General features: G+C 65.8%; 17 protein-coding genes. 12 read left to right on the forward strand and 5 right to left on the reverse strand.

Annotated features, from left to right (window positions below; translation table 11 throughout):
- Window positions 1-369 precede the first annotated feature (369 nt).
- The 3 genes from ACYP5B_RS20940 to ACYP5B_RS20950 all read right to left on the reverse strand — a co-directional run bounded on the left by ACYP5B_RS20940 (window position 370) and on the right by ACYP5B_RS20950 (window position 3,808).
- Window positions 370-2,475, reverse strand: a complete 2,106-nt coding sequence (locus tag ACYP5B_RS20940) for an ATP-dependent helicase (RefSeq protein WP_459571024.1) — start codon at window positions 2,473-2,475, stop codon at window positions 370-372.
- A gap of 214 nt (window positions 2,476-2,689) precedes the next feature.
- Window positions 2,690-3,235, reverse strand: coding sequence for a TlpA disulfide reductase family protein (locus ACYP5B_RS20945; RefSeq protein WP_400091413.1), 546 nt, complete (start codon window positions 3,233-3,235; stop codon window positions 2,690-2,692).
- A gap of 123 nt (window positions 3,236-3,358) precedes the next feature.
- A complete protein-coding gene (locus tag ACYP5B_RS20950) occupies window positions 3,359-3,808 on the reverse strand; it encodes a thioredoxin domain-containing protein (protein WP_400091491.1) in 450 nt (149 codons plus the stop codon).
- 156 nt (window positions 3,809-3,964) lie between these two features.
- On the opposite strand from ACYP5B_RS20950, the gene ACYP5B_RS20955 reads away from it, so the two are divergent.
- Both ACYP5B_RS20955 and ACYP5B_RS20960 read left to right on the forward strand, forming a co-directional pair.
- Entirely contained in the window at window positions 3,965-4,573 is a 609-nt protein-coding gene (locus ACYP5B_RS20955; RefSeq protein WP_400091416.1) for a hypothetical protein, read from the forward strand.
- A gap of 61 nt (window positions 4,574-4,634) precedes the next feature.
- Window positions 4,635-5,285, forward strand: a complete 651-nt coding sequence (locus ACYP5B_RS20960) for a LysE family transporter (protein ID WP_267605327.1) — start codon at window positions 4,635-4,637, stop codon at window positions 5,283-5,285.
- A gap of 298 nt (window positions 5,286-5,583) precedes the next feature.
- Here ACYP5B_RS20960 and ACYP5B_RS20965 read toward each other — a convergent pair whose 3' ends face one another.
- Together ACYP5B_RS20965 and ACYP5B_RS20970 are read right to left on the reverse strand one after the other, a co-directional pair.
- Complete coding sequence (locus tag ACYP5B_RS20965) at window positions 5,584-7,128, reverse strand: YifB family Mg chelatase-like AAA ATPase (protein ID WP_459570971.1); 1,545 nt, start codon at window positions 7,126-7,128, stop codon at window positions 5,584-5,586.
- Window positions 7,129-7,266: 138 nt separating this feature from the next.
- Window positions 7,267-7,530 (reverse strand): accessory factor UbiK family protein, encoded by a 264-nt coding sequence (locus ACYP5B_RS20970; RefSeq protein ID WP_043343307.1) that lies wholly within the window; start codon window positions 7,528-7,530, stop codon window positions 7,267-7,269.
- Window positions 7,531-7,907: 377 nt separating this feature from the next.
- Here ACYP5B_RS20970 and ACYP5B_RS20975 point away from each other — a divergent pair, with 377 nt between their 5' ends.
- The 10 genes from ACYP5B_RS20975 to bfr all read left to right on the forward strand — a co-directional run bounded on the left by ACYP5B_RS20975 (window position 7,908) and on the right by bfr (window position 17,251).
- Window positions 7,908-8,717, forward strand: a complete 810-nt coding sequence (locus ACYP5B_RS20975) for a TorF family putative porin (protein ID WP_400091421.1) — start codon at window positions 7,908-7,910, stop codon at window positions 8,715-8,717.
- 65 nt (window positions 8,718-8,782) lie between these two features.
- The gene (locus ACYP5B_RS20980; RefSeq protein WP_006159494.1) at window positions 8,783-9,121 is read left to right on the forward strand and encodes a P-II family nitrogen regulator; all 339 of its coding nucleotides are present in this window, start codon (window positions 8,783-8,785) and stop codon (window positions 9,119-9,121) included.
- 31 nt (window positions 9,122-9,152) lie between these two features.
- Window positions 9,153-10,694, forward strand: a complete 1,542-nt coding sequence (locus tag ACYP5B_RS20985; RefSeq protein WP_318231621.1) for an ammonium transporter — start codon at window positions 9,153-9,155, stop codon at window positions 10,692-10,694.
- 496 nt (window positions 10,695-11,190) lie between these two features.
- Window positions 11,191-12,486, forward strand: coding sequence for a glutamate--cysteine ligase (gshA, locus tag ACYP5B_RS20990; protein WP_400091425.1), 1,296 nt, complete (start codon window positions 11,191-11,193; stop codon window positions 12,484-12,486).
- Window positions 12,487-12,515: 29 nt separating this feature from the next.
- Window positions 12,516-13,469: a glutathione synthase gene (gene gshB / locus ACYP5B_RS20995; protein ID WP_459570972.1), complete on the forward strand. Its 954-nt coding sequence runs from the start codon at window positions 12,516-12,518 to the stop codon at window positions 13,467-13,469.
- A 52-nt stretch (window positions 13,470-13,521) separates the two neighbouring features.
- Complete coding sequence (locus ACYP5B_RS21000; protein WP_318231618.1) at window positions 13,522-13,977, forward strand: PTS sugar transporter subunit IIA; 456 nt, start codon at window positions 13,522-13,524, stop codon at window positions 13,975-13,977.
- Complete coding sequence (locus tag ACYP5B_RS21005; RefSeq protein ID WP_035861002.1) at window positions 13,946-14,215, forward strand: HPr family phosphocarrier protein; 270 nt, start codon at window positions 13,946-13,948, stop codon at window positions 14,213-14,215. Before ACYP5B_RS21000 ends, ACYP5B_RS21005 begins: the two co-directional genes overlap by 32 nt.
- A gap of 137 nt (window positions 14,216-14,352) precedes the next feature.
- Complete coding sequence (gene ptsP, locus ACYP5B_RS21010) at window positions 14,353-16,128, forward strand: phosphoenolpyruvate--protein phosphotransferase (protein WP_043343319.1); 1,776 nt, start codon at window positions 14,353-14,355, stop codon at window positions 16,126-16,128.
- Between the two features lie 234 nt (window positions 16,129-16,362).
- Window positions 16,363-16,659 (forward strand): (2Fe-2S)-binding protein, encoded by a 297-nt coding sequence (locus ACYP5B_RS21015; RefSeq protein ID WP_318231616.1) that lies wholly within the window; start codon window positions 16,363-16,365, stop codon window positions 16,657-16,659.
- A gap of 112 nt (window positions 16,660-16,771) precedes the next feature.
- The gene (gene bfr / locus ACYP5B_RS21020) at window positions 16,772-17,251 is read left to right on the forward strand and encodes a bacterioferritin (protein WP_267605363.1); all 480 of its coding nucleotides are present in this window, start codon (window positions 16,772-16,774) and stop codon (window positions 17,249-17,251) included.
- Window positions 17,252-17,312: the final 61 nt, after the last annotated feature.

Raw genomic sequence — 17,312 nt, forward strand, 5'->3', positions numbered from 1 at the left:
CTCAGACATGGGTCCCTCTTTTCCGCTCTTTTGGCTTGCCGACGAGGCGCCGCATAACGGGAGATTCAAACCTTGACGGCTCGCTTCGCATCGCGCGTGGGTGATTTCCGCCTGGGGGGCGGCGGAAATCACGGCTACACCGAATGGTTCTCCATTCCCGCCGGTTTGCTCCCCTCTCCCACTTGTGGGAGAGGGGCCGGGGGAGAGGGCGGGCGCTGGCTATGCCGCCGTGCGGGACAAGACCGAAGGCTTCAAGTGGCTCCAAGCTAAGCCACCCCTCTCCCCCTGGCTCATCCATCGGCTTCATTCAGGGCAGTCAACCAGCGCTTCGATTCCAACGGCAGCCAAACGCCAGATCAACGGCGCATATCAACGCCACATATCGCGCATGCGGCCGGCCAGGTCCAGCTTGGGCAGCGGCGCCTTGGCCGGCGCATCCGCCACCGGCGGGGGCGGGGGCCAGGACCGGCTGTGGAACAGCGGCATCACGCGGTTAGGCAAAAAGCGCGTGCGCGAGGCGTAGACGTGGCGATCGCCGTAGGCGGTCTGCTGGTGCACATAGAAACGCTGCGGCACCACGATGTCGAGGTGGTCGCGGGCGCGGGTCATGGCCACGTACAGCAAGCGGCGCTCTTCCTCGATTTCCTCGGTGGTGCCGGTGGCCAGGTCCGAAGGCATGCAGCCGTCGACCGCATTGAGCACATAGACGGCCTTCCATTCCTGGCCCTTGGCCGAGTGGATGGTGGACAGGATCAGGTAGTCCTCGTCGCGCAGCGGCACGCCGGATTCGTCGCTCGATGCGTCCGGCGGGTCGAGCGTGAGCTCCGTCAGGAAGCGCTCGCGCGAGGCATAGGTGGCGGCGATGCGCTCCAGTTGCTGCAGGTCGGCAGCGCGCGCCGGGGCGTCATCGTGCAGGCGCTCAAGGTGCGGCTGGTACCACGCCACCACTTGCTCAAAGGCGGAGGGCCATGGCGCGGCCGGAGCCATCAGGCTGCGCGCCAGCGCCCGCAGGTCGGGCCAGGCCTCGGCGGCGGCTGGCGGCGCCTCGAAGGATTCCAGGGCGAACAGCGGCTCGGTGGCGATTTCCACTGCGTCGAGCACGCGCGCGGCAGTCTTGGGCCCCACGCCCGGCAACAGCTGCAGGCTGCGGAAACCCGCCATGCGGTCGCGCGGATTTTCCAGCCAGCGCACTACCGCCAGCACATCCTTCACGTGCGTGGATTCCAGGAACTTCAGGCCGCCGAACTTCACGAACGGGATGTTGCGCCGGACCAGCTCGATCTCCAGCTGCGCGCTGTGGTCGGCGGCGCGGAACAGCACCGCCTGCGAGAGCAGCGCCAGCCCGGCTTCGCGCCGCGCCAGGATCTGCTCGACCACATAGCGGGCCTGGTCCGCCTCGTCGTTGACCACCACGATCTCCGGCTTCTCGGCCGAGCCGCGCTCCGACCACAGGTCCTTGGTATAGCGCTCGGCCGCCAGCCCGATCACCGCATTGGCGGCGGCCAGGATGGGCTGGGTGGAGCGGTAGTTCTGCGACAGCGTGACCATGTCCGCGGCCGGCGTGAACTGCGCGGGGAAATCGAGGATATTGCGCACCGTGGCGCCACGGAAGGCGTAGATCGACTGGGCGTCGTCGCCCACCACTGTCAGGCCGCGTCCGTCGGGCTTGAGCGCGAGCAGGATGGCGGCCTGCAGCGCATTGGTGTCCTGGTATTCGTCCACCAGCACGTGGTCGAAGCGCGCGCCCATGTCCTGCGCCAGCACGGGCTCGGCCAGCGCCTGCGCCCAGTAGAGCAGCAGGTCGTCGTAGTCGAGCACTTGTTGCTTCTGCTTGGCTTGCACGTAGCCGGCAAACAACCCGCGCAGCGCGTCCGTCCACATGGCGTAGCGTGGAAACCATTGCTTGAGCACGTCTTCGAGCGGGGCCTGCGTGTTGACCACGCGCGAGTAGATCGACAGGCAGGTTTCCTTGCGCGGAAATCGCGAAGCCTGGGCCGACAGGCCCAGGTCGTGGCGCACCACGTTCATCAGGTCGGCGGCGTCGCCGCGGTCGCAGATGGTGAAGCTGGGCGACAGGCCGAGCGTTTCCGCGTACTCGCGCAGCAGGCGCGCGCCGATGGCGTGGAAGGTGCCGGACCACGTAAGCGCCGCGCGCCCCGCCCCGGAGGCTTGCATGCCCAGCGCCTGGTCGACGATGCGCTCGACCCGCCGCCCCATCTCCGACGCCGCACGGCGCGAGAACGTCAGCAACAGGATGCGGCGCGGGTCCGCGCCGCCCAGCACCAGGTGGGCAACGCGGTGCGCCAGCGTGTTGGTCTTGCCCGAGCCGGCGCCGGCGATGATCAGCAGCGGCGCCGCGGGCTCGTGCGTCACGGCCGCGCGCTGTTCCGGGTTCAGGGTGGACAGGTAGGCCGGCGTGGCGGGGGCGGCATCCACGGCATCGGGCTGCTTGACGGCGGGTGCGTCGCAAAGCACGGCGCTAGGATCGGGATCGAGTAACACGGGGCGGGGGCCTTAGGGGATGCAGGGCGCAAGTGCGCTGGCCGGCATGGGCGGGGAAAGCTGCCGGTAACTGTATATCCATACAGCCGGAATGCGCAAGCCGGGCATTGCCCGACGGCCCCTGGCAATAAAAAAAGGTGCCATGGAAGGCACCTTTTCAGCCGGAGGAGGTGGGCCGGGCAGCGGCTCAGGCCGCCTTGGCGAGCGCGCCGTCGAGCAGCTTGTGCAGCGCGTCCCACTCGGGCTCGCCCACATAGCGCTTGAGGATGCGGCCGTCCTTGTCGATCACGAAGGTGGTCGGGGTCAGCTGCACCTCGCCGAAGGCCTTGGCCGCCGCGCCGTCGGAATCCATCGCCACCTTGAACGGCAGCTTGCGTGTTTGCGCATAGTTCATCACGTACATGGGCGGGTCATAGCTCATGGCCACGGCCACGAATTCCAGGCCCTTGCCCTTGAACTTGTCATAGGTGCGGACCATGTCCGGCATTTCCTTGACGCAGGTGACGCAGCTGGTGGCCCAGAAGTTGACCAGGTAGACCTTGCCCTTGAGATCGGCGGTGCTGACCTTTTCGCCCGACAGCAGGGTGAACGTGGCGGGCGGCGCCGCATTGGCGGGGGCGATCGCGCGGTATCCGAACCAGCCCAGCACGGCGACCAGCAGCACGGCGGCAATGACAGGCCAGAGCTTGCGCGAGGCGGGAGGGGCTGCGGTGGGGGAAGCGGAGGTCGTCATGATGCTCGCCGACAGGTCAGACAAGCCACTATTCTACTGCCGCTGCCGAGGCGCTGCCGGATGCATTCACCGAGCCGCTGCGGATGCGACGATTGGCCGCAGCCGGGTGGGCCGTCGCCAGCCTCAATGCGGCCTGGTTGCCAGTGCCGAGCGGGCCTGGTCCAGCGCCTGCTCCAGGTAGGCGCCGTAGAAGTCGGGCTGCATGCCGCGCAGTGGCGTGGCCAGCGAACGGCCGCGCGCATCGAGGAAGAGCACCGTGGGTGCTACCGCCACATTGCGGCTGCGCGCCCATTCCCGCGCGGTGGTCATGCTGCCATCGGCGTTGCGCAGCGGCGTGTCGGCGGTCATGTCGAGCTCGCGCGCCTCGATTTCGCCCGCCGCGGCCTGCGGGCCGAGATAGTTGCGGCGCACCGTTTCGCAGTACACGCAGCCGGGCAGCGTTACCAGCACCACCAGGGGCTCGCCCCGGCTGGCCGCGGCGGCGGCCTGGGTGGCCAGATCGTTGGCCGGGGGCAGATGGGCCGTGGCGGCCAGGGCGCCGGTGCTCGCCGCTACCAGGACGGCCCCCAGCATTGCCACGCCGGCATGGCATGCGGTGCGAAAGACACCCCAACGGGATGGCTGCATGGACCGGATCGACGGCTGGGTTTGCATTGGCGGGCAATGTGGATGAGCGCTGGCACGCGGGTTCCACGATAATAGCGGCTTATTTCCGCATTCGCCGCCCTGATGCCCCACGCCTGTTTCCCACGGTATTTCCGCTTGTCGCAGTCCTCGCTTGCCAAAGCCATCGTCCTGGGCGCGCTCGGCGCCGGGCTGTTCGCGTGTTCGCCCCGCTATGACTGGCGCACCATCCAGTCCAATGAAGGTGCGTACGCGGCGCTCTATCCCGGCAAGCCGTCCGGCGCCGCGCGCGAGGTTTCCATCGCCGGGCGCAAGCTGCCCATGACGATGGACGCGGCCCGGGTCGACGAGACCTTGTTCGCCGTGGGTGTCGTGACCTTGCCAGCCGACGATGCCGAGTTGCGGCAGGCGGCGCTGGATGCCATGCAGAAGGGCTTGCTCGGCAACCTCGGGCCGCACCCCGCCGATGCCGTCAAGACCCGCAAGGTGACAGTGATGTCGGCCGCATCGCCGGCCGTGGCGCTAGACGGCCTGGAGGTGCAGGTGGCCGCGGTATCGCCACAGGACCAGGCGCCACGCAGGCTGACGGCGCGGCTGGTGGCGTCGGGCGTGCATGTCTACCAGGCGGTCGTGCTGGAGGCGGGAGACGCCGCGCGCGACCAGCGCCAGGCGGAACAGATCGACCAGTTCCTGACGGGTTTCCACCCGTTTTGAGCCGAGCGCGTCGAGATTCAAGACAGATTTCAAGACAGTTTTATTTCCAGGGAGTAACGCAATGCGTTGGGATGTTTGGCTGGCCTATTTCGCGGCCTGTTGGGTGATTGCCGTGTCGCCGGGATCTGGCGCGGTGCTGTCGATGAGCCATGGCCTGTCCTACGGCCTGCGCAAGACCACCACCACGATCTTTGGCTTGCAGACCGGGCTGGTCATCATCCTGCTAGTGGCCGGCGGCGGCCTGGGCGCACTGCTGGTGGCCTCCGAGCACGCCTTCGCCGTGGTCAAGACGATCGGCGCGCTCTACCTGATCTACATCGGCGTGCAGCAATGGCGCGCGCGGGTGGACGGCGGCCAGGACGATGCCGCGCAGGGCACGCAAGCGCCTCGCGTGGCCGCGCTGAGCCCGCGCCGGCGTTTTGCCACGGGCTTGCTGACCAACGTGACCAACCCCAAGGGCATCATCTTCATGGTGGCGGTGTTGCCGCAGTTCATCGATCCCGCCCATGCGCTCGGGCCCCAGCTTGCCATCCTGGCCGCGACCATGTGCGGCGTGGACCTGGTGGTGATGCACGGCTACGCGCTGCTGGCCTCGCGCATGCGCGGCCTGTTGCGCAATGCGCGCGCGGTGCGCTGGCAGAACCGGATCTTCGGCAGCGTGCTGGTGGCCGTTGGCGCGGCGCTGTTCTTCGTCAGACGCCATCCGGCGTGAGATGCGAGGGCCGGCATCCACGCCGGCCCGGTCCAGCTATAAAACGGTTTGCCCATCTATCGCTGGCTTCCCGCGGGTGCGTTTGCTTCAATGAGTAAGACGAGGGCAACCTAAGCGGAGGCAAGCAATGCGAAGCTCTTCCCCACAGCAGGCTCCATTGCATGCGCTGCCGGCCCACACCGTGCCGCCGCCCGAGGATCCGTTGCCTCCGGGCGTGCCGCCTGACCTCCCGCCGATCGAAGAACCCCCGCCCCCATCGGAACCCCCGGTGGCCGTGCCGCCGCCCCGGGGTTGATGGCTAGGGTGTGCGCAACGCGCGCCGGTACTGGATAGCTTCGGCTACATGGCTGGGCTGCAACAGCTCGGTCCCCTCCAGATCGGCAATCGTGCGGGCGATCTTCAGCGCCCGGAAATACGCGCGTGCCGACCACGCCAGTTTGGTCATGGCGCTGCGCAGCAGCGCCTGTGCCTCTGGCGTGAGCGGGCAGTGCTCGTCGATTTCGCGCCCGGCGAGGGCCGCGTTGGGCTTGCCCTGGCGCGACTGCTGCAGGGCGCGGGCGGCAAGCACGCGCTGGCGCACCTCGGCGCTGGACTCGCCGGGCGGGCCGTCGAGCATTTCCTGCTGGTCTTGCGCCGGCACCTCCACTTGCAGGTCGATGCGGTCGAGCAGGGGCCCGGACAGCCTGGACTGGTAGCGCAGCACCTGGTCCGGCGTGCACCGGCACGGGCGCGACGGGTGTCCCAGGTAGCCGCACGGGCAGGGATTCATGGCGGCGACAAACTGGAAGCGGGCGGGGAAGTCGGCCTGGCGCGTGGCGCGCGAGATGGTGACGCGGCCGGATTCGAGCGGTTCGCGCAGGACTTCCAGCACCCGGCGGTCGAATTCCGGTAGTTCATCCAGGAACAACACGCCCTGGTGCGCCAGCGAGATTTCGCCGGGGCGAGGATTGCTCCCGCCGCCCACCAGCGCCGCCGCCGACGCGGTGTGGTGTGGCGACCGGTAGGGACGCTCGCGCCATCGGGCGGGATGAAAGCCGTTGGTGGTCAGGCTCTGCACCGCGGCGGATTCCAGCGCTTCGTCCAGCGTCATGGGCGGCAGCAGGCCGGGAAAACGCTGCGCCAGCATGGACTTGCCGGTGCCGGGCGGCCCGACCAGCAGGGCCGAATGTTGCCCTGCCGCCGCGATCTCCATGGCGCGGCGCGCTTGCGCCTGTCCCCGGACGTCACGCATGTCCGGGCCGGCCGGGTCGCCCCTGGCGATCTCCACGAGCGGCTCCGCACGCGCCAGCCGATCCTCCGGCAGCGGGCCAAGGTGAGCACAGACTTCCAGCAGGGAGCGCGCCGCATATACCGTCACGCCGTCGATCAGGGCTGCCTCGGGCGCGTTTTCCGCTGCCACCACGAAGCTGCGCGCCGGGCCTTCGCCAGCGGCTTGCCGCGCCGCGTTGTCACGCCCCAGGCCCATGGCCATGGCCAGGGCCCCGCGTACCGGACGCAGTTCGCCGGACAGGGACAACTCGCCGGCGAACTCGCTGGCGCCCAGGCCGTCCATCGGGACCTGCCCGCTCGCGGCGAGGATGCCCAGCGCGATCGGCAGGTCAAAGCGCCCGGACTCCTTGGGCAGGTCGGCAGGCGCCAGGTTTACCGTGATCCGCCGGCTGGGAAACTCCAGGCCGCTGTTGAGGATCGCCGCGCGCACCCGCTCGCGGCTCTCGCGCACCTCGGTATCTGCCAGCCCGACGATGTTGAAGACGGGCAAGCCGTTGGCCAGGTGCACCTCGACCGATACCAGTGGCGCCTCGAGGCCGGTCAGCGCCCGGCTGCGCAGGAGGGCGAGGCTCATTTCACTCCGAAATGCATCAAGGAAGTGTTAACGAAAATGGCCGCCGGAGTACGGCGGCCATTCTGGCGGTCGGGGGGTGCGTCGAGGATCATCGGATCCACAGGACCCCTCTGACACGCACGGGACGCTGCAAGGGCTTCAGCCCGAAACAGGCGTGTCGGACCCGCCTGCGGAGCGGCTTTCCAGCGCCTGCACGCGGGCTTCCAGTTCTTCCAGGCGCGCGCGGGTGCGTGCCAGCACCTGCGATTGGACGTCGAATTCCTCGCGGGTGACCAGGTCGAGCTTGGAAAACCCCTGCGTCATCATGCTGCGGACGTTTTTCTCGATGTCCTTGGCCGGCGAATTGCGCAGGGCTTCGCTGATCTTGGCCTGGAAATCGTTGAAGAGATCGGTGGGTTTCATACTGGTTCTCCTTTTGCACCGCCTTGGTGCGATAACTGGGTGGGCGGGATTCGGCATGCTGCATCGCGGTGCACCGAAACGGGGTGCGGACAAACGCGGTGCGTGCACGGCACTTGCCGCCGGCATGGTCCGATTATCACGCTTCAAGCGTCCCCGGGAAAGCGCCAGCGCGGGCTGGTAACACCTTTTAACGTCAGTAAGTTCGCTGGGAGACCGTCGGTCTCGTCCATTTTGATGCCTTTTTGCGCACAAAATGACTCTCTCATGCCTCGACTCCAACCTGGCACGGCAGTTGCAGTAATGGTGACAGGAGCCTCGTTCTACAAACTACTTTCAAACACACGAGTACCGAGCCAGAGGAAAAGGAGAATAAACCCATGAAGAAGTTGGCCCTTGCAGTCAGCGCCAGTGCAGTTGTGCTTTGCGGGCTCGCCCCCGCCGCCTTCGCCCAGAGCAGTGCGCAGGAGGGAGGTGCACCTACCGACGCCGCTGCCGCCGCCGAGGCCTCGCCGCACACCTTCACCGCCAACGTGACCGTGGCCAGTGAGTATCGCTATCGCGGCTTGATGCAGACCAATCGCCGCCCGGCCATCCAGGGCGGGTTCGACTACTCGCATTCGAGCGGTTTCTACGTGGGTAACTGGAATTCGAGCATCAGCTGGCTCGGCGACAGCAATCCGAAAGTCTCGGCGCCGATCGAGATGGACTTCTACGGTGGCTTCAAGAACACGGTGACGCTGGCTGGCCTGGAGTGGAACTATGACGCAGGCGTGCTGCAGTACTACTACCCGGGCGATTACCCGAACGGCTTCACGCGCCCGTACACCACGGAGCTGTATGTCGGCGCCGGCGCTGGCCCGGTGTTCTTCAAATATTCGCAGGCGCTGACCAACCTGTTCGGCTTCGCTGACAGCAAGTACAGCTACTACGCCGACCTGTCGGCCAATGTGCCGCTGAACTTCTGGGACCTGACGCTCAATGCCCACGTCGGCTACCAGAACGTGAAGCACGTGAACAGCGCCTCGTACACGGACTGGAAGCTCGGGCTGACCAAGGACCTGGGCAAAGGCTTCGCGCTGGCGATTGCTTATATCGACACCAATGCGCACAAGTCGGTCTACACCAACTCGTATGGCCGCTACGTGGGCAAGGCTACCGCCTGGGCTTCAATCACAAAGACTTTCTAAACACGCATCAGGTCGAGCGGGCGCCGGACGCGAGGCCGGGCCGTCCCGCTCAGAGGAGAAATCGGATGAAACTGATCATCGCCGTCATCAAGCCGTTCAAGCTCGACGAGGTGCGCGAAGCGCTCTCGGACGTGGGCGTGTCCGGCATCACCGTGACTGAAGTCAAGGGCTTCGGCCGCCAGAAGGGCCACACCGAGCTGTACCGGGGCGCGGAATACATCGTGGATTTCCTGCCCAAGGTGAAGATCGAAGTGGCCGTCCCGGACGACGTGGTCGACCGGGCCATCGAGGCGATCGAGAAATCGGCGCGAACCGGCAAGATTGGCGACGGCAAGATCTTTGTCGCCCCCATCGAGCAGGTCATCCGCATCCGCACCGGCGAGACCGGCGGCGACGCGCTGTGACGCACAGCCCAACGACAAGAGGTTAATCACAATGAAATCCTGGTTCAAGCGCATCCTGACAACCGGCGCCATGGCGCTGGCCCTGGGCACGGCCGGCATCGGCATGTCCACCCACGCTGTGGCGCAGGACAAGCCCGCAGCCGAAGCCTCGGCACCGGCCGCCGCCGCGGCACCGGCCCCGGCTGCCGCCGCTCCCGCGGCAGCGGCGCCTGCCGCTGCTGCTCCTGCCGCCGCTGCAGCTCCCGCTGCCGCGCCCGCACCCGTGCCCAACAAGGGCGATACCGCCTGGCTGCTGGTCTCCACGGCCTTCGTGATCCTGATGACGCTGCCCGGCCTGGCACTGTTCTACGGCGGCCTGGTCCGCTCGAAGAACATGTTGTCGGTGCTGATGCAATGCCTGGTGATCTTCTCGCTGGTGTCGCTGCTGTGGGCCGTATACGGCTACAGCTTTGCCTTCACCGAGGGTAACGCCTTCTTTGGCGGCACCGACCGGCTCTTCATGAAGGGGCTCAACGCCGATGCCGTGGCTGCCACCTTCTCCAAGGGCGTGGTGGTACCGGAACTGGCTTACTTCGCCTTCCAGTGCGCCTTCGCAGCCATTACCTGCGGCCTGATCATCGGCGCTTTCGCCGAACGTGCCAAGTTCTCGGCGGTGCTGGTCTTCGTGGTGCTGTGGTTCACCTTCTCGTACATCCCGATGGCGCATATGGTCTGGTTCTGGCCTGGTCCTGACCTGTACACCGACGCGGCAGCCGGCACGGCAGCCACGGCCAAGGGCGGCTGGCTGTTCCAGAAGGGCGCGCTCGACTTCGCTGGCGGCACGGTGGTGCACATCAACGCAGCCGTGGCTGGCCTGGTGGGGGCCTTCATGTTCGGCAAGCGGATCGGCTTTGGCCGTGAGGCCCTGCGTCCGCACAGCCTGACCTTCACCATGGTCGGCGCCTCGCTGCTGTGGTTCGGCTGGTTCGGTTTCAACGCCGGCTCGGCGCTGGAAGCCAACGGTTCGGCCGCGTTGGCCTTCGTCAACACCCTGCTGGCAACCTGCGCCGCGGTGCTGTCCTGGACCTTCGGCGAGTGGATCAGCAAGGGCAAGCCCTCGATGCTGGGCGGTGCTTCGGGTGCGGTTGCCGGCCTGGTGGCCATCACCCCGGCGGCCGGTTTCGTCGGCCCGATGGGCTCGATCGTGATCGGCATCGCTGCTGGCCTGCTGTGCCTGTGGGGCGTGACCGGCCTGAAGAAGCTGCTGGGCATGGACGACTCCCTGGACGTCTTCGGCGTGCACGGCGTGGGCGGCATCCTGGGTGCGCTCCTGACCGGCGTGTTTGCCGCGCCGAGCCTGGGCGGCACGGGGATCTACGACTACGTGGCCAACAAGGTCTCGGACGACTATTCGATCATGGGCCAGTTGTGGATCCAGTTCCAAGGCGTGCTCACCACCATCGTGTGGTCGGGTGTGGTGGCCTTCGTGGCCTTCAAGCTGGTGGATATGCTGATCGGCCTGCGGGTGCCGGAAGAAGAAGAACGCGAGGGTCTGGACATCACCTCGCACGGCGAGACCGCATACGAAGCCTGATCGTAAAGGTGTTGTGCTGGAGAGCTGATTGGGAATCTTCTCTCAGGAGTTTCGCCCGGCCTTGTGCCGGGCTTTTTTCATGTGTGGCGTCCGCCGCGGGCGGTCGGGCCAGGCGGAAAGCGGAGCCGGCGGTTTTTTCGCAAAGTGCTTAAATCCGATCTTAAAAAGCTTCAATTGTTTTTGAGGGGGAGCGCACATACAGTGCCACTGAGGCAGTTTCCTCCACCTGCAGAACGCTCCCCGTATCTGTCAGGCCATTTGAAAGCGCGGCTCCGGTCGTGCTTTTTTTTTGCCTCCCGGCCCTGCTGGCAGGCCGCCCGGAAGTGCTTCGGATTCCTCCTGGGCCCCCCCCTTTTATTCCGGGCGCCCATCCCCATATCCGTATCCCTTATCCCTTATGCCGGCGCTCGCATATGCTTATTCAGGCAGCGCCAGCAGCCAATTGGCCGTTCCTCTACAATCTGGGCGAACGATAAAGACGATCAATAGGATGTTTATGGTCCCGCATCTCATCACCGCGCTGAACGGTCCGCTGCTCGAGCTGGAAAAAAAGATCCTGGATGCGACGCCGTCCATCGAGCGCTGGTTCAGGCTGGAATGGCAGGAACATACGCCTCCGTTCTACTGTTCGGTCGACCTGCGCAACGCCGGCTTCAAGCTGGCCCCGGTCGATACCAACCTGTTCCCTGGCGGGTTCAACAACCTGGCGCCTGAAATGCTGCCGCTGGCCGTCCAGGCGGCCATGGCGGCGATCGAGAAGATCTGCCCCGACGCCAAGAACCTGCTGCTGATCCCCGAGCGTCACACGCGCAACATGTTCTACCTGCAGAACGTGGCGCGGCTGTCGCTGATCATGCGCCAGGCCGGCCTCAACGTCCGCCTGGGCTCGCTGTCCGAAGACATCACCGAACCCACGCCGATCGAGCTGCCTGATGGGCAGACGCTGGTGGTGGAACCGCTGGCCCGCCTGGGCGCGCGCGGCCGCCGCCTGGGGCTCAAGGACTTCGATCCCTGCTCGATCCTGCTCAACAACGATCTCTCCGCCGGCGTTCCACCGATCCTGGAGAACATCAGCGAGCAATACTTGCTGCCGCCGCTGCACGCGGGCTGGTCGACGCGCCGCAAGTCGAGCCACTTCTCGGCCTACGACGAAGTGGCCAAGAAGTTCGCCAAGCTGATCGACGTCGATCCGTGGATGGTCAACCCGTACTTCGCCAAGTGCGGTGGCATCGATTTCCATGAGCGCATTGGCGAGGAGGCGCTGGCCGACTCGGTCGAAGGCGTGCTCAAGAAGATCGCCAAGAAGTACCGCGAATACGGCATCAAGGAAACGCCGTATGTGGTGGTCAAGGCCGATGCCGGCACCTACGGCATGGGCATCATGACCATCAAGGATGCGTCCGAGATCAAGGGGCTGAACCGCAAGGAACGCAACAAGATGAGCGTCGTCAAGGAAGGCCTCGAGGTCAATGACGTCATCATCCAGGAAGGCGTGCACACCTTCGAGAAGGTCAACGAGGCGGTGGCCGAGCCCGTGGTGTACATGATCGACCGCTATGTGGTCGGCGGCTTCTACCGCGTCCATACCGGCCGCGGCAACGACGAGAACCTGAATGCGCCGGGCGCGCATTTCGTGCCGCTGGCGTTCGCGCCCAACGGCATTCCGGATAGCCACGCCAAGCCGGGCGCGGCCGTGCCGAACCGCTTCTATATGTATGGTGTGGTGGCGCGGCTGGCTTTGCTGGCGGCGTCGCTGGAACTCGAGAAGACCGACCCCAATCCGATTCTCTGAGACAAACGCTGCGACCGGGACGAGCCAACATGCGCATTCTGTTTATTACCGACCCGCTGGACACCTTCAAGACCTACAAGGACTCGACCTACGCCATGATGGTGGAGGCGGTGGAACGCGGCCATGAGCTGTTTGCCTGCCTGCAGTCGCAACTGTCGCTCTCGGCCCATCAGGTCGAAGCCGTGGTGCGTGCGCTGCAGCTGACCGGCGACGCCCACGACTGGTACCGCGCGGGCGAGCCCAGCCTGCAGCCGCTGACCGGCTTCGATGCGATCGTGATGCGCAAGGATCCGCCCTTCGACATGGAGTACGTGACCAGCACCTGGCTGCTGGAGCTGGCTGAGTCGCAGGGCGCCAATGTGTTCAACAAGCCACAGGCGATCCGCGACCATTCCGAAAAGCTGGCGATTGCCCGCTATCCCGAATACATCACGCCGACCCTGGTCACCCGTGACGCGGATCGTATTCGCGCGTTCCACGCGGAGCATCTTGATGTGATTCTCAAGCCGCTCGATGGCATGGGCGGGATGGGGATCTTCCGGGTTGGCGCGGACGGCCTGAATCTTGGCGCCATCATCGAGACGCTGGGGGAAAACGGCGCGCGCACACTGATGGTGCAGCGTTATATTCCCGAGATCAAGGACGGCGACAAGCGCATCCTGCTGATCGGCGGCGTGCCCGTGCCGTACTCGCTGGCGCGCATTCCCAAGGACGGCGAAGTGCGCGGCAACCTGGCGGCGGGCGGCACCGGCCGGGCCCAGGAGCTCTCGGCGCGCGATCGCGAGATCGCCGAGGCGCTGGCCCCGGGCCTGTGGGAACAAGGCCTGCTGCTGGTTGGGCTGGACGTGATCGGCAATTACCTGACCGAGGTCAATGTGACGAGCCCGACGTGCTTCCAGGAGATCACGCAGCAGACCGGGTTCCAGGTGGCCGCCATGTTCATCGACGCGCTCGAGCACGCGGTACAGGCGCGTTCGCGCTGAATCACGGGCGGACTGCCTGCTACAATCGCGTCAATCCAACGGATTCACCACCATGGCAGGCATCCTGATCATCGCGCACGCCCCGCTGGCTTCGGCATTGCGCGAGTGCGCCGCCCACGTCTACTGCGGCCAGCCCCAACGGCTCGAGGCGATCGACGTCATGCCGGATGCCGAGCCCGCCGCCGTGCTGGCCGAGGCCCGGCGCCGCCTGGCCGAGGTTAGCGAAGACAACGGCGCACTGGTGTTGACCGATATCTTCGGCGCCACGCCGGCCAACATTGCCGCCCGCCTCGCCGAGCCGGGCCGCGTCAAGGTGCTTGCCGGCGTCAACCTTCCCATGCTGGTGCGCGCCATCTGCTACCGTGCCGAGAAACTCGACCAGCTCGCCCTCAAGGCGCTGGCGGGGGGCTCGCAGGGTGTGCTGCAGGTAGGCTCCACCACCGTCCAGAACCAGATCGCAAATCATCCCGACAAATATGCTGCAGAGGGACACCAACATAATCAATAAGCTTGGGCTGCATGCCCGTGCTTCCGCCAAGCTGACGCAACTGGCGGGCAACTTCGTCAGTCAGGTCAAGATGTCGCGCAATGGTCGGCAGGTCGACGCCAAAAGCATCATGGGTGTGATGATGCTGGCCGCCGGCATCGGCTCGACCGTGACCATCGAAACCGACGGACCCGATGAGCAAGAGGCCATGGACGCGTTGCTGGCGCTCATCGCCAATCGCTTCGGAGAAGGGGAGTAGGAGGCCGATTCGGGATGAAGGGCGGCGGCACTGAACGCCGCGGCGGGCCTGGCCGGGGCCGCTTCGCCGCATCCTGAGCCGTTTCCAAGGTGGCTGGCCCTGGCCAGACTTTTTAAACGTTCCTGACGGAGCGGTACATGCCATTTGCCCTGCACGGCATCCCGGTCTCGCGCGGCGTCGCCATCGGGCGCGCGCATTTGCTGGCGCCTGCCGCGCTCGATGTCTCCCATTACCTGGTCGACGAAGACCGGCTTGATGCCGAGGTCGAGCGCCTGCGCTCGGCGCGCGCGGCGGTGCGGGCCGAGCTGGTCACGCTCAAGCGGGATCTGCCGCGCGAGGCGCCGGAAGAACTGGGCGCCTTCCTCGACGTGCATGCCATGATCCTCGATGACGAGGCGCTGGCGCGCGAGCCCGAGGCACTGATCCGCAACCGGCGCTACAACGCCGAATGGGCGCTGACCACGCGGCTCGAAGAGCTGATGCGCCAGTTCGACGAAATCGAGGACGAATACCTGCGCGAGCGCAAGGCGGACATCCGCCAGGTGGTCGAGCGCATTCTCAAGGTGCTGGCCGGCGCGGCCGTGCTGGCCCCGGCCCCTGTGCCGCCTTCCTCGCTGGCCCCGGATGGCGAGCCGGCGCCCGGCGTGATCGTGGTTGCCCACGACATCTCGCCGGCCGACATGCTGCAGTTCCGCCACACCGTGTTCCACGGCTTCGTGACCGACCTTGGCGGACGCACTTCCCATACCGCCATCGTGGCGCGCAGCCTCGACATCCCCGCCGCCGTGGGCGTGCAGAGCGCCAGCGAGCTGATCCGCCAGGACGACTGGGTCATCATCGACGGCGATGCCGGCCTTGTCATCGTGGATCCATCCGCGATCATCCTCGAGGAGTACCGCCACCGGCAGAGCGAGCGCGCGCTGGAAAAGAAGCGCCTGCAGCGCCTGCGCCATACGCCTGCGGTGACCCTGGACGGGCTCGAGATCGACCTGCTGGCCAATATCGAGATGGCGGAGGATGCCACCGCGGCGCTGACCGCGGGCGCGGTTGGCGTGGGCCTGTTCCGCTCCGAATTCCTGTTCATGAACCGGCGCGGCGAGCTGCCCGACGAGGAAGAGCAATTCGAGGCGTACCGCGGCGCCGTGGACGCCATGCACGGGCTGCCCGTCACGATCCGCACCATCGATATCGGCGCCGACAAGCCACTGGATGGCCGAGACGGCCGGGATGGGCGCGGCGACGATTTCGAGACGGCCCTCAATCCGGCGTTGGGCTTGCGCGCGATCCGCTGGTCGCTGTCCGAGCCGGCCATGTTCCTGACCCAGTTGCGCGCGCTGCTGCGTGCCTCGGCCTTTGGCCCCGTGCGGCTGCTGATCCCGATGCTGGCCCATGCCCGCGAGATCGACCAGACCCTGGACCTGATCGCGCAGGCCAAGCGGCAGCTCGACGCGCGCGGCCAGGCGTTCGACCCCAACATCAAGGTCGGGGCGATGATCGAGATCCCCGCCGCCGTGCTGATGCTGCCGCTGTTCCTGCGGCGCATGGATTTCCTCTCCATCGGCACCAACGACCTGATCCAGTACACGCTGGCCATCGACCGTGCCGACAACGCCGTGGCGCATCTCTATGACCCGCTGCACCCGGCGGTGCTGCAACTGATCGCCCGCACCATCCGCGAGGCCAACCGCGCGGGCGTGCCGGTGGCGGTGTGCGGCGAGATGGCCGGGGACCCCGCCATGACGCGCCTGCTGCTGGGCATGGGGCTGCGCGAGTTCTCTATGCATCCCTCGCAGTTGCTGCGGGTCAAGCAGGAAGTCCTGCATGCCGACTGCGAGCGGCTGGAGCGGCTGGTGGAGCAGGTGCTGAGCGCTTACGAGCCGGAGGAGCTCGCCTGCGCGCTGAAGCTGCTCTGACAACCCTGGCTGCGTTAAGGTTTTTACGAAAATCCAACGCCGTGCAGATGGTTTATGAGGCACTTTTCCGCCAGTTGTGACGTTCCCTTTATCTGCAATTCCCGGGCTAAGTGCCGTGTTCTTGGCATGTACCTTTTGTGATTTAATGGGAATTGTTATCATTTTCGATCTCTGATATTCTGACGTACATCGCGGGTGACATGCTGGTGTCGCCCCTCTCCCAAGGAGGGATTTGTGTACGTTTGCATCTGCAATCAGGTTACCGACCGAGAAATTCACGGTGCTGCGCATCTAGGGGTGTCCACGCTCGACGAGCTGGCCGAAACGCTGGGTGTTGGCACGTGCTGTGGCCGCTGCCGCGAATGCGCCCAACAGGTGCTTTGCGAAGGCGTCGCGGCGGTACGCAATGTGACGGTCGCGACGATCCGCATTGCAGACATTTCCTCCTGTTCGCCGTCGGGGCCACGTGCCATAATGGACACTCGGGACCCGGCAGTCGCGAACGACCAGCGCACCGAGCTGGTTGCTTAAACTCGCCCGCAACTATCAGGTTGCGGCGCGTATTCGCTTGTGTTGACTGCCTGCGGCGCGCCTTGCGCCGCTTCGCGTTTTTGCGGGGGCCCGTTGCAACAAGGAGCCTCCAATGAAAGGTGACAAGAAGGTCATCCAGCATCTGAACGCGCAGCTGAAGAACGAGCTGACCGCGATCAACCAGTACTTCCTGCACGCTCGCATGTACCGCCACTGGGGCCTGAAGAAGCTCGGCGACATCGAGTACAAGGAGTCCATCGGTGAGATGAAGCATGCCGACCGCCTGATCGATCGCATCCTGATGCTTGATGGCCTGCCCAATCTGCAGGACCTCAACAAGCTGCTGCTGGGCGAAGACACCCCGGAAATGCTCAAGTGCGACCTGAAGCTGGAGCAAGGCGCGCATGCCACCGTCAAGGAAGGCATCACGTACTGCGAATCGGTGGGCGACTACGTTAGCCGCGAGATCCTGGTCGACATCCTGACCGATACCGAAGAGCACATCGAATTCCTCGAAACGCAGCTCGACCTGATCGACAAGGTTGGCCTGCCGAACTATCTGCAATCGCAGATGGAGCCGGGCGAGCAGTAATCCGCCCAGCAGCCGGCCGCAAGTTCGCAAGAACCCAGTGGCCGCACCCGCGCGGCACCAC

Source organism: Cupriavidus sp. 8B (genome assembly GCF_054589115.1).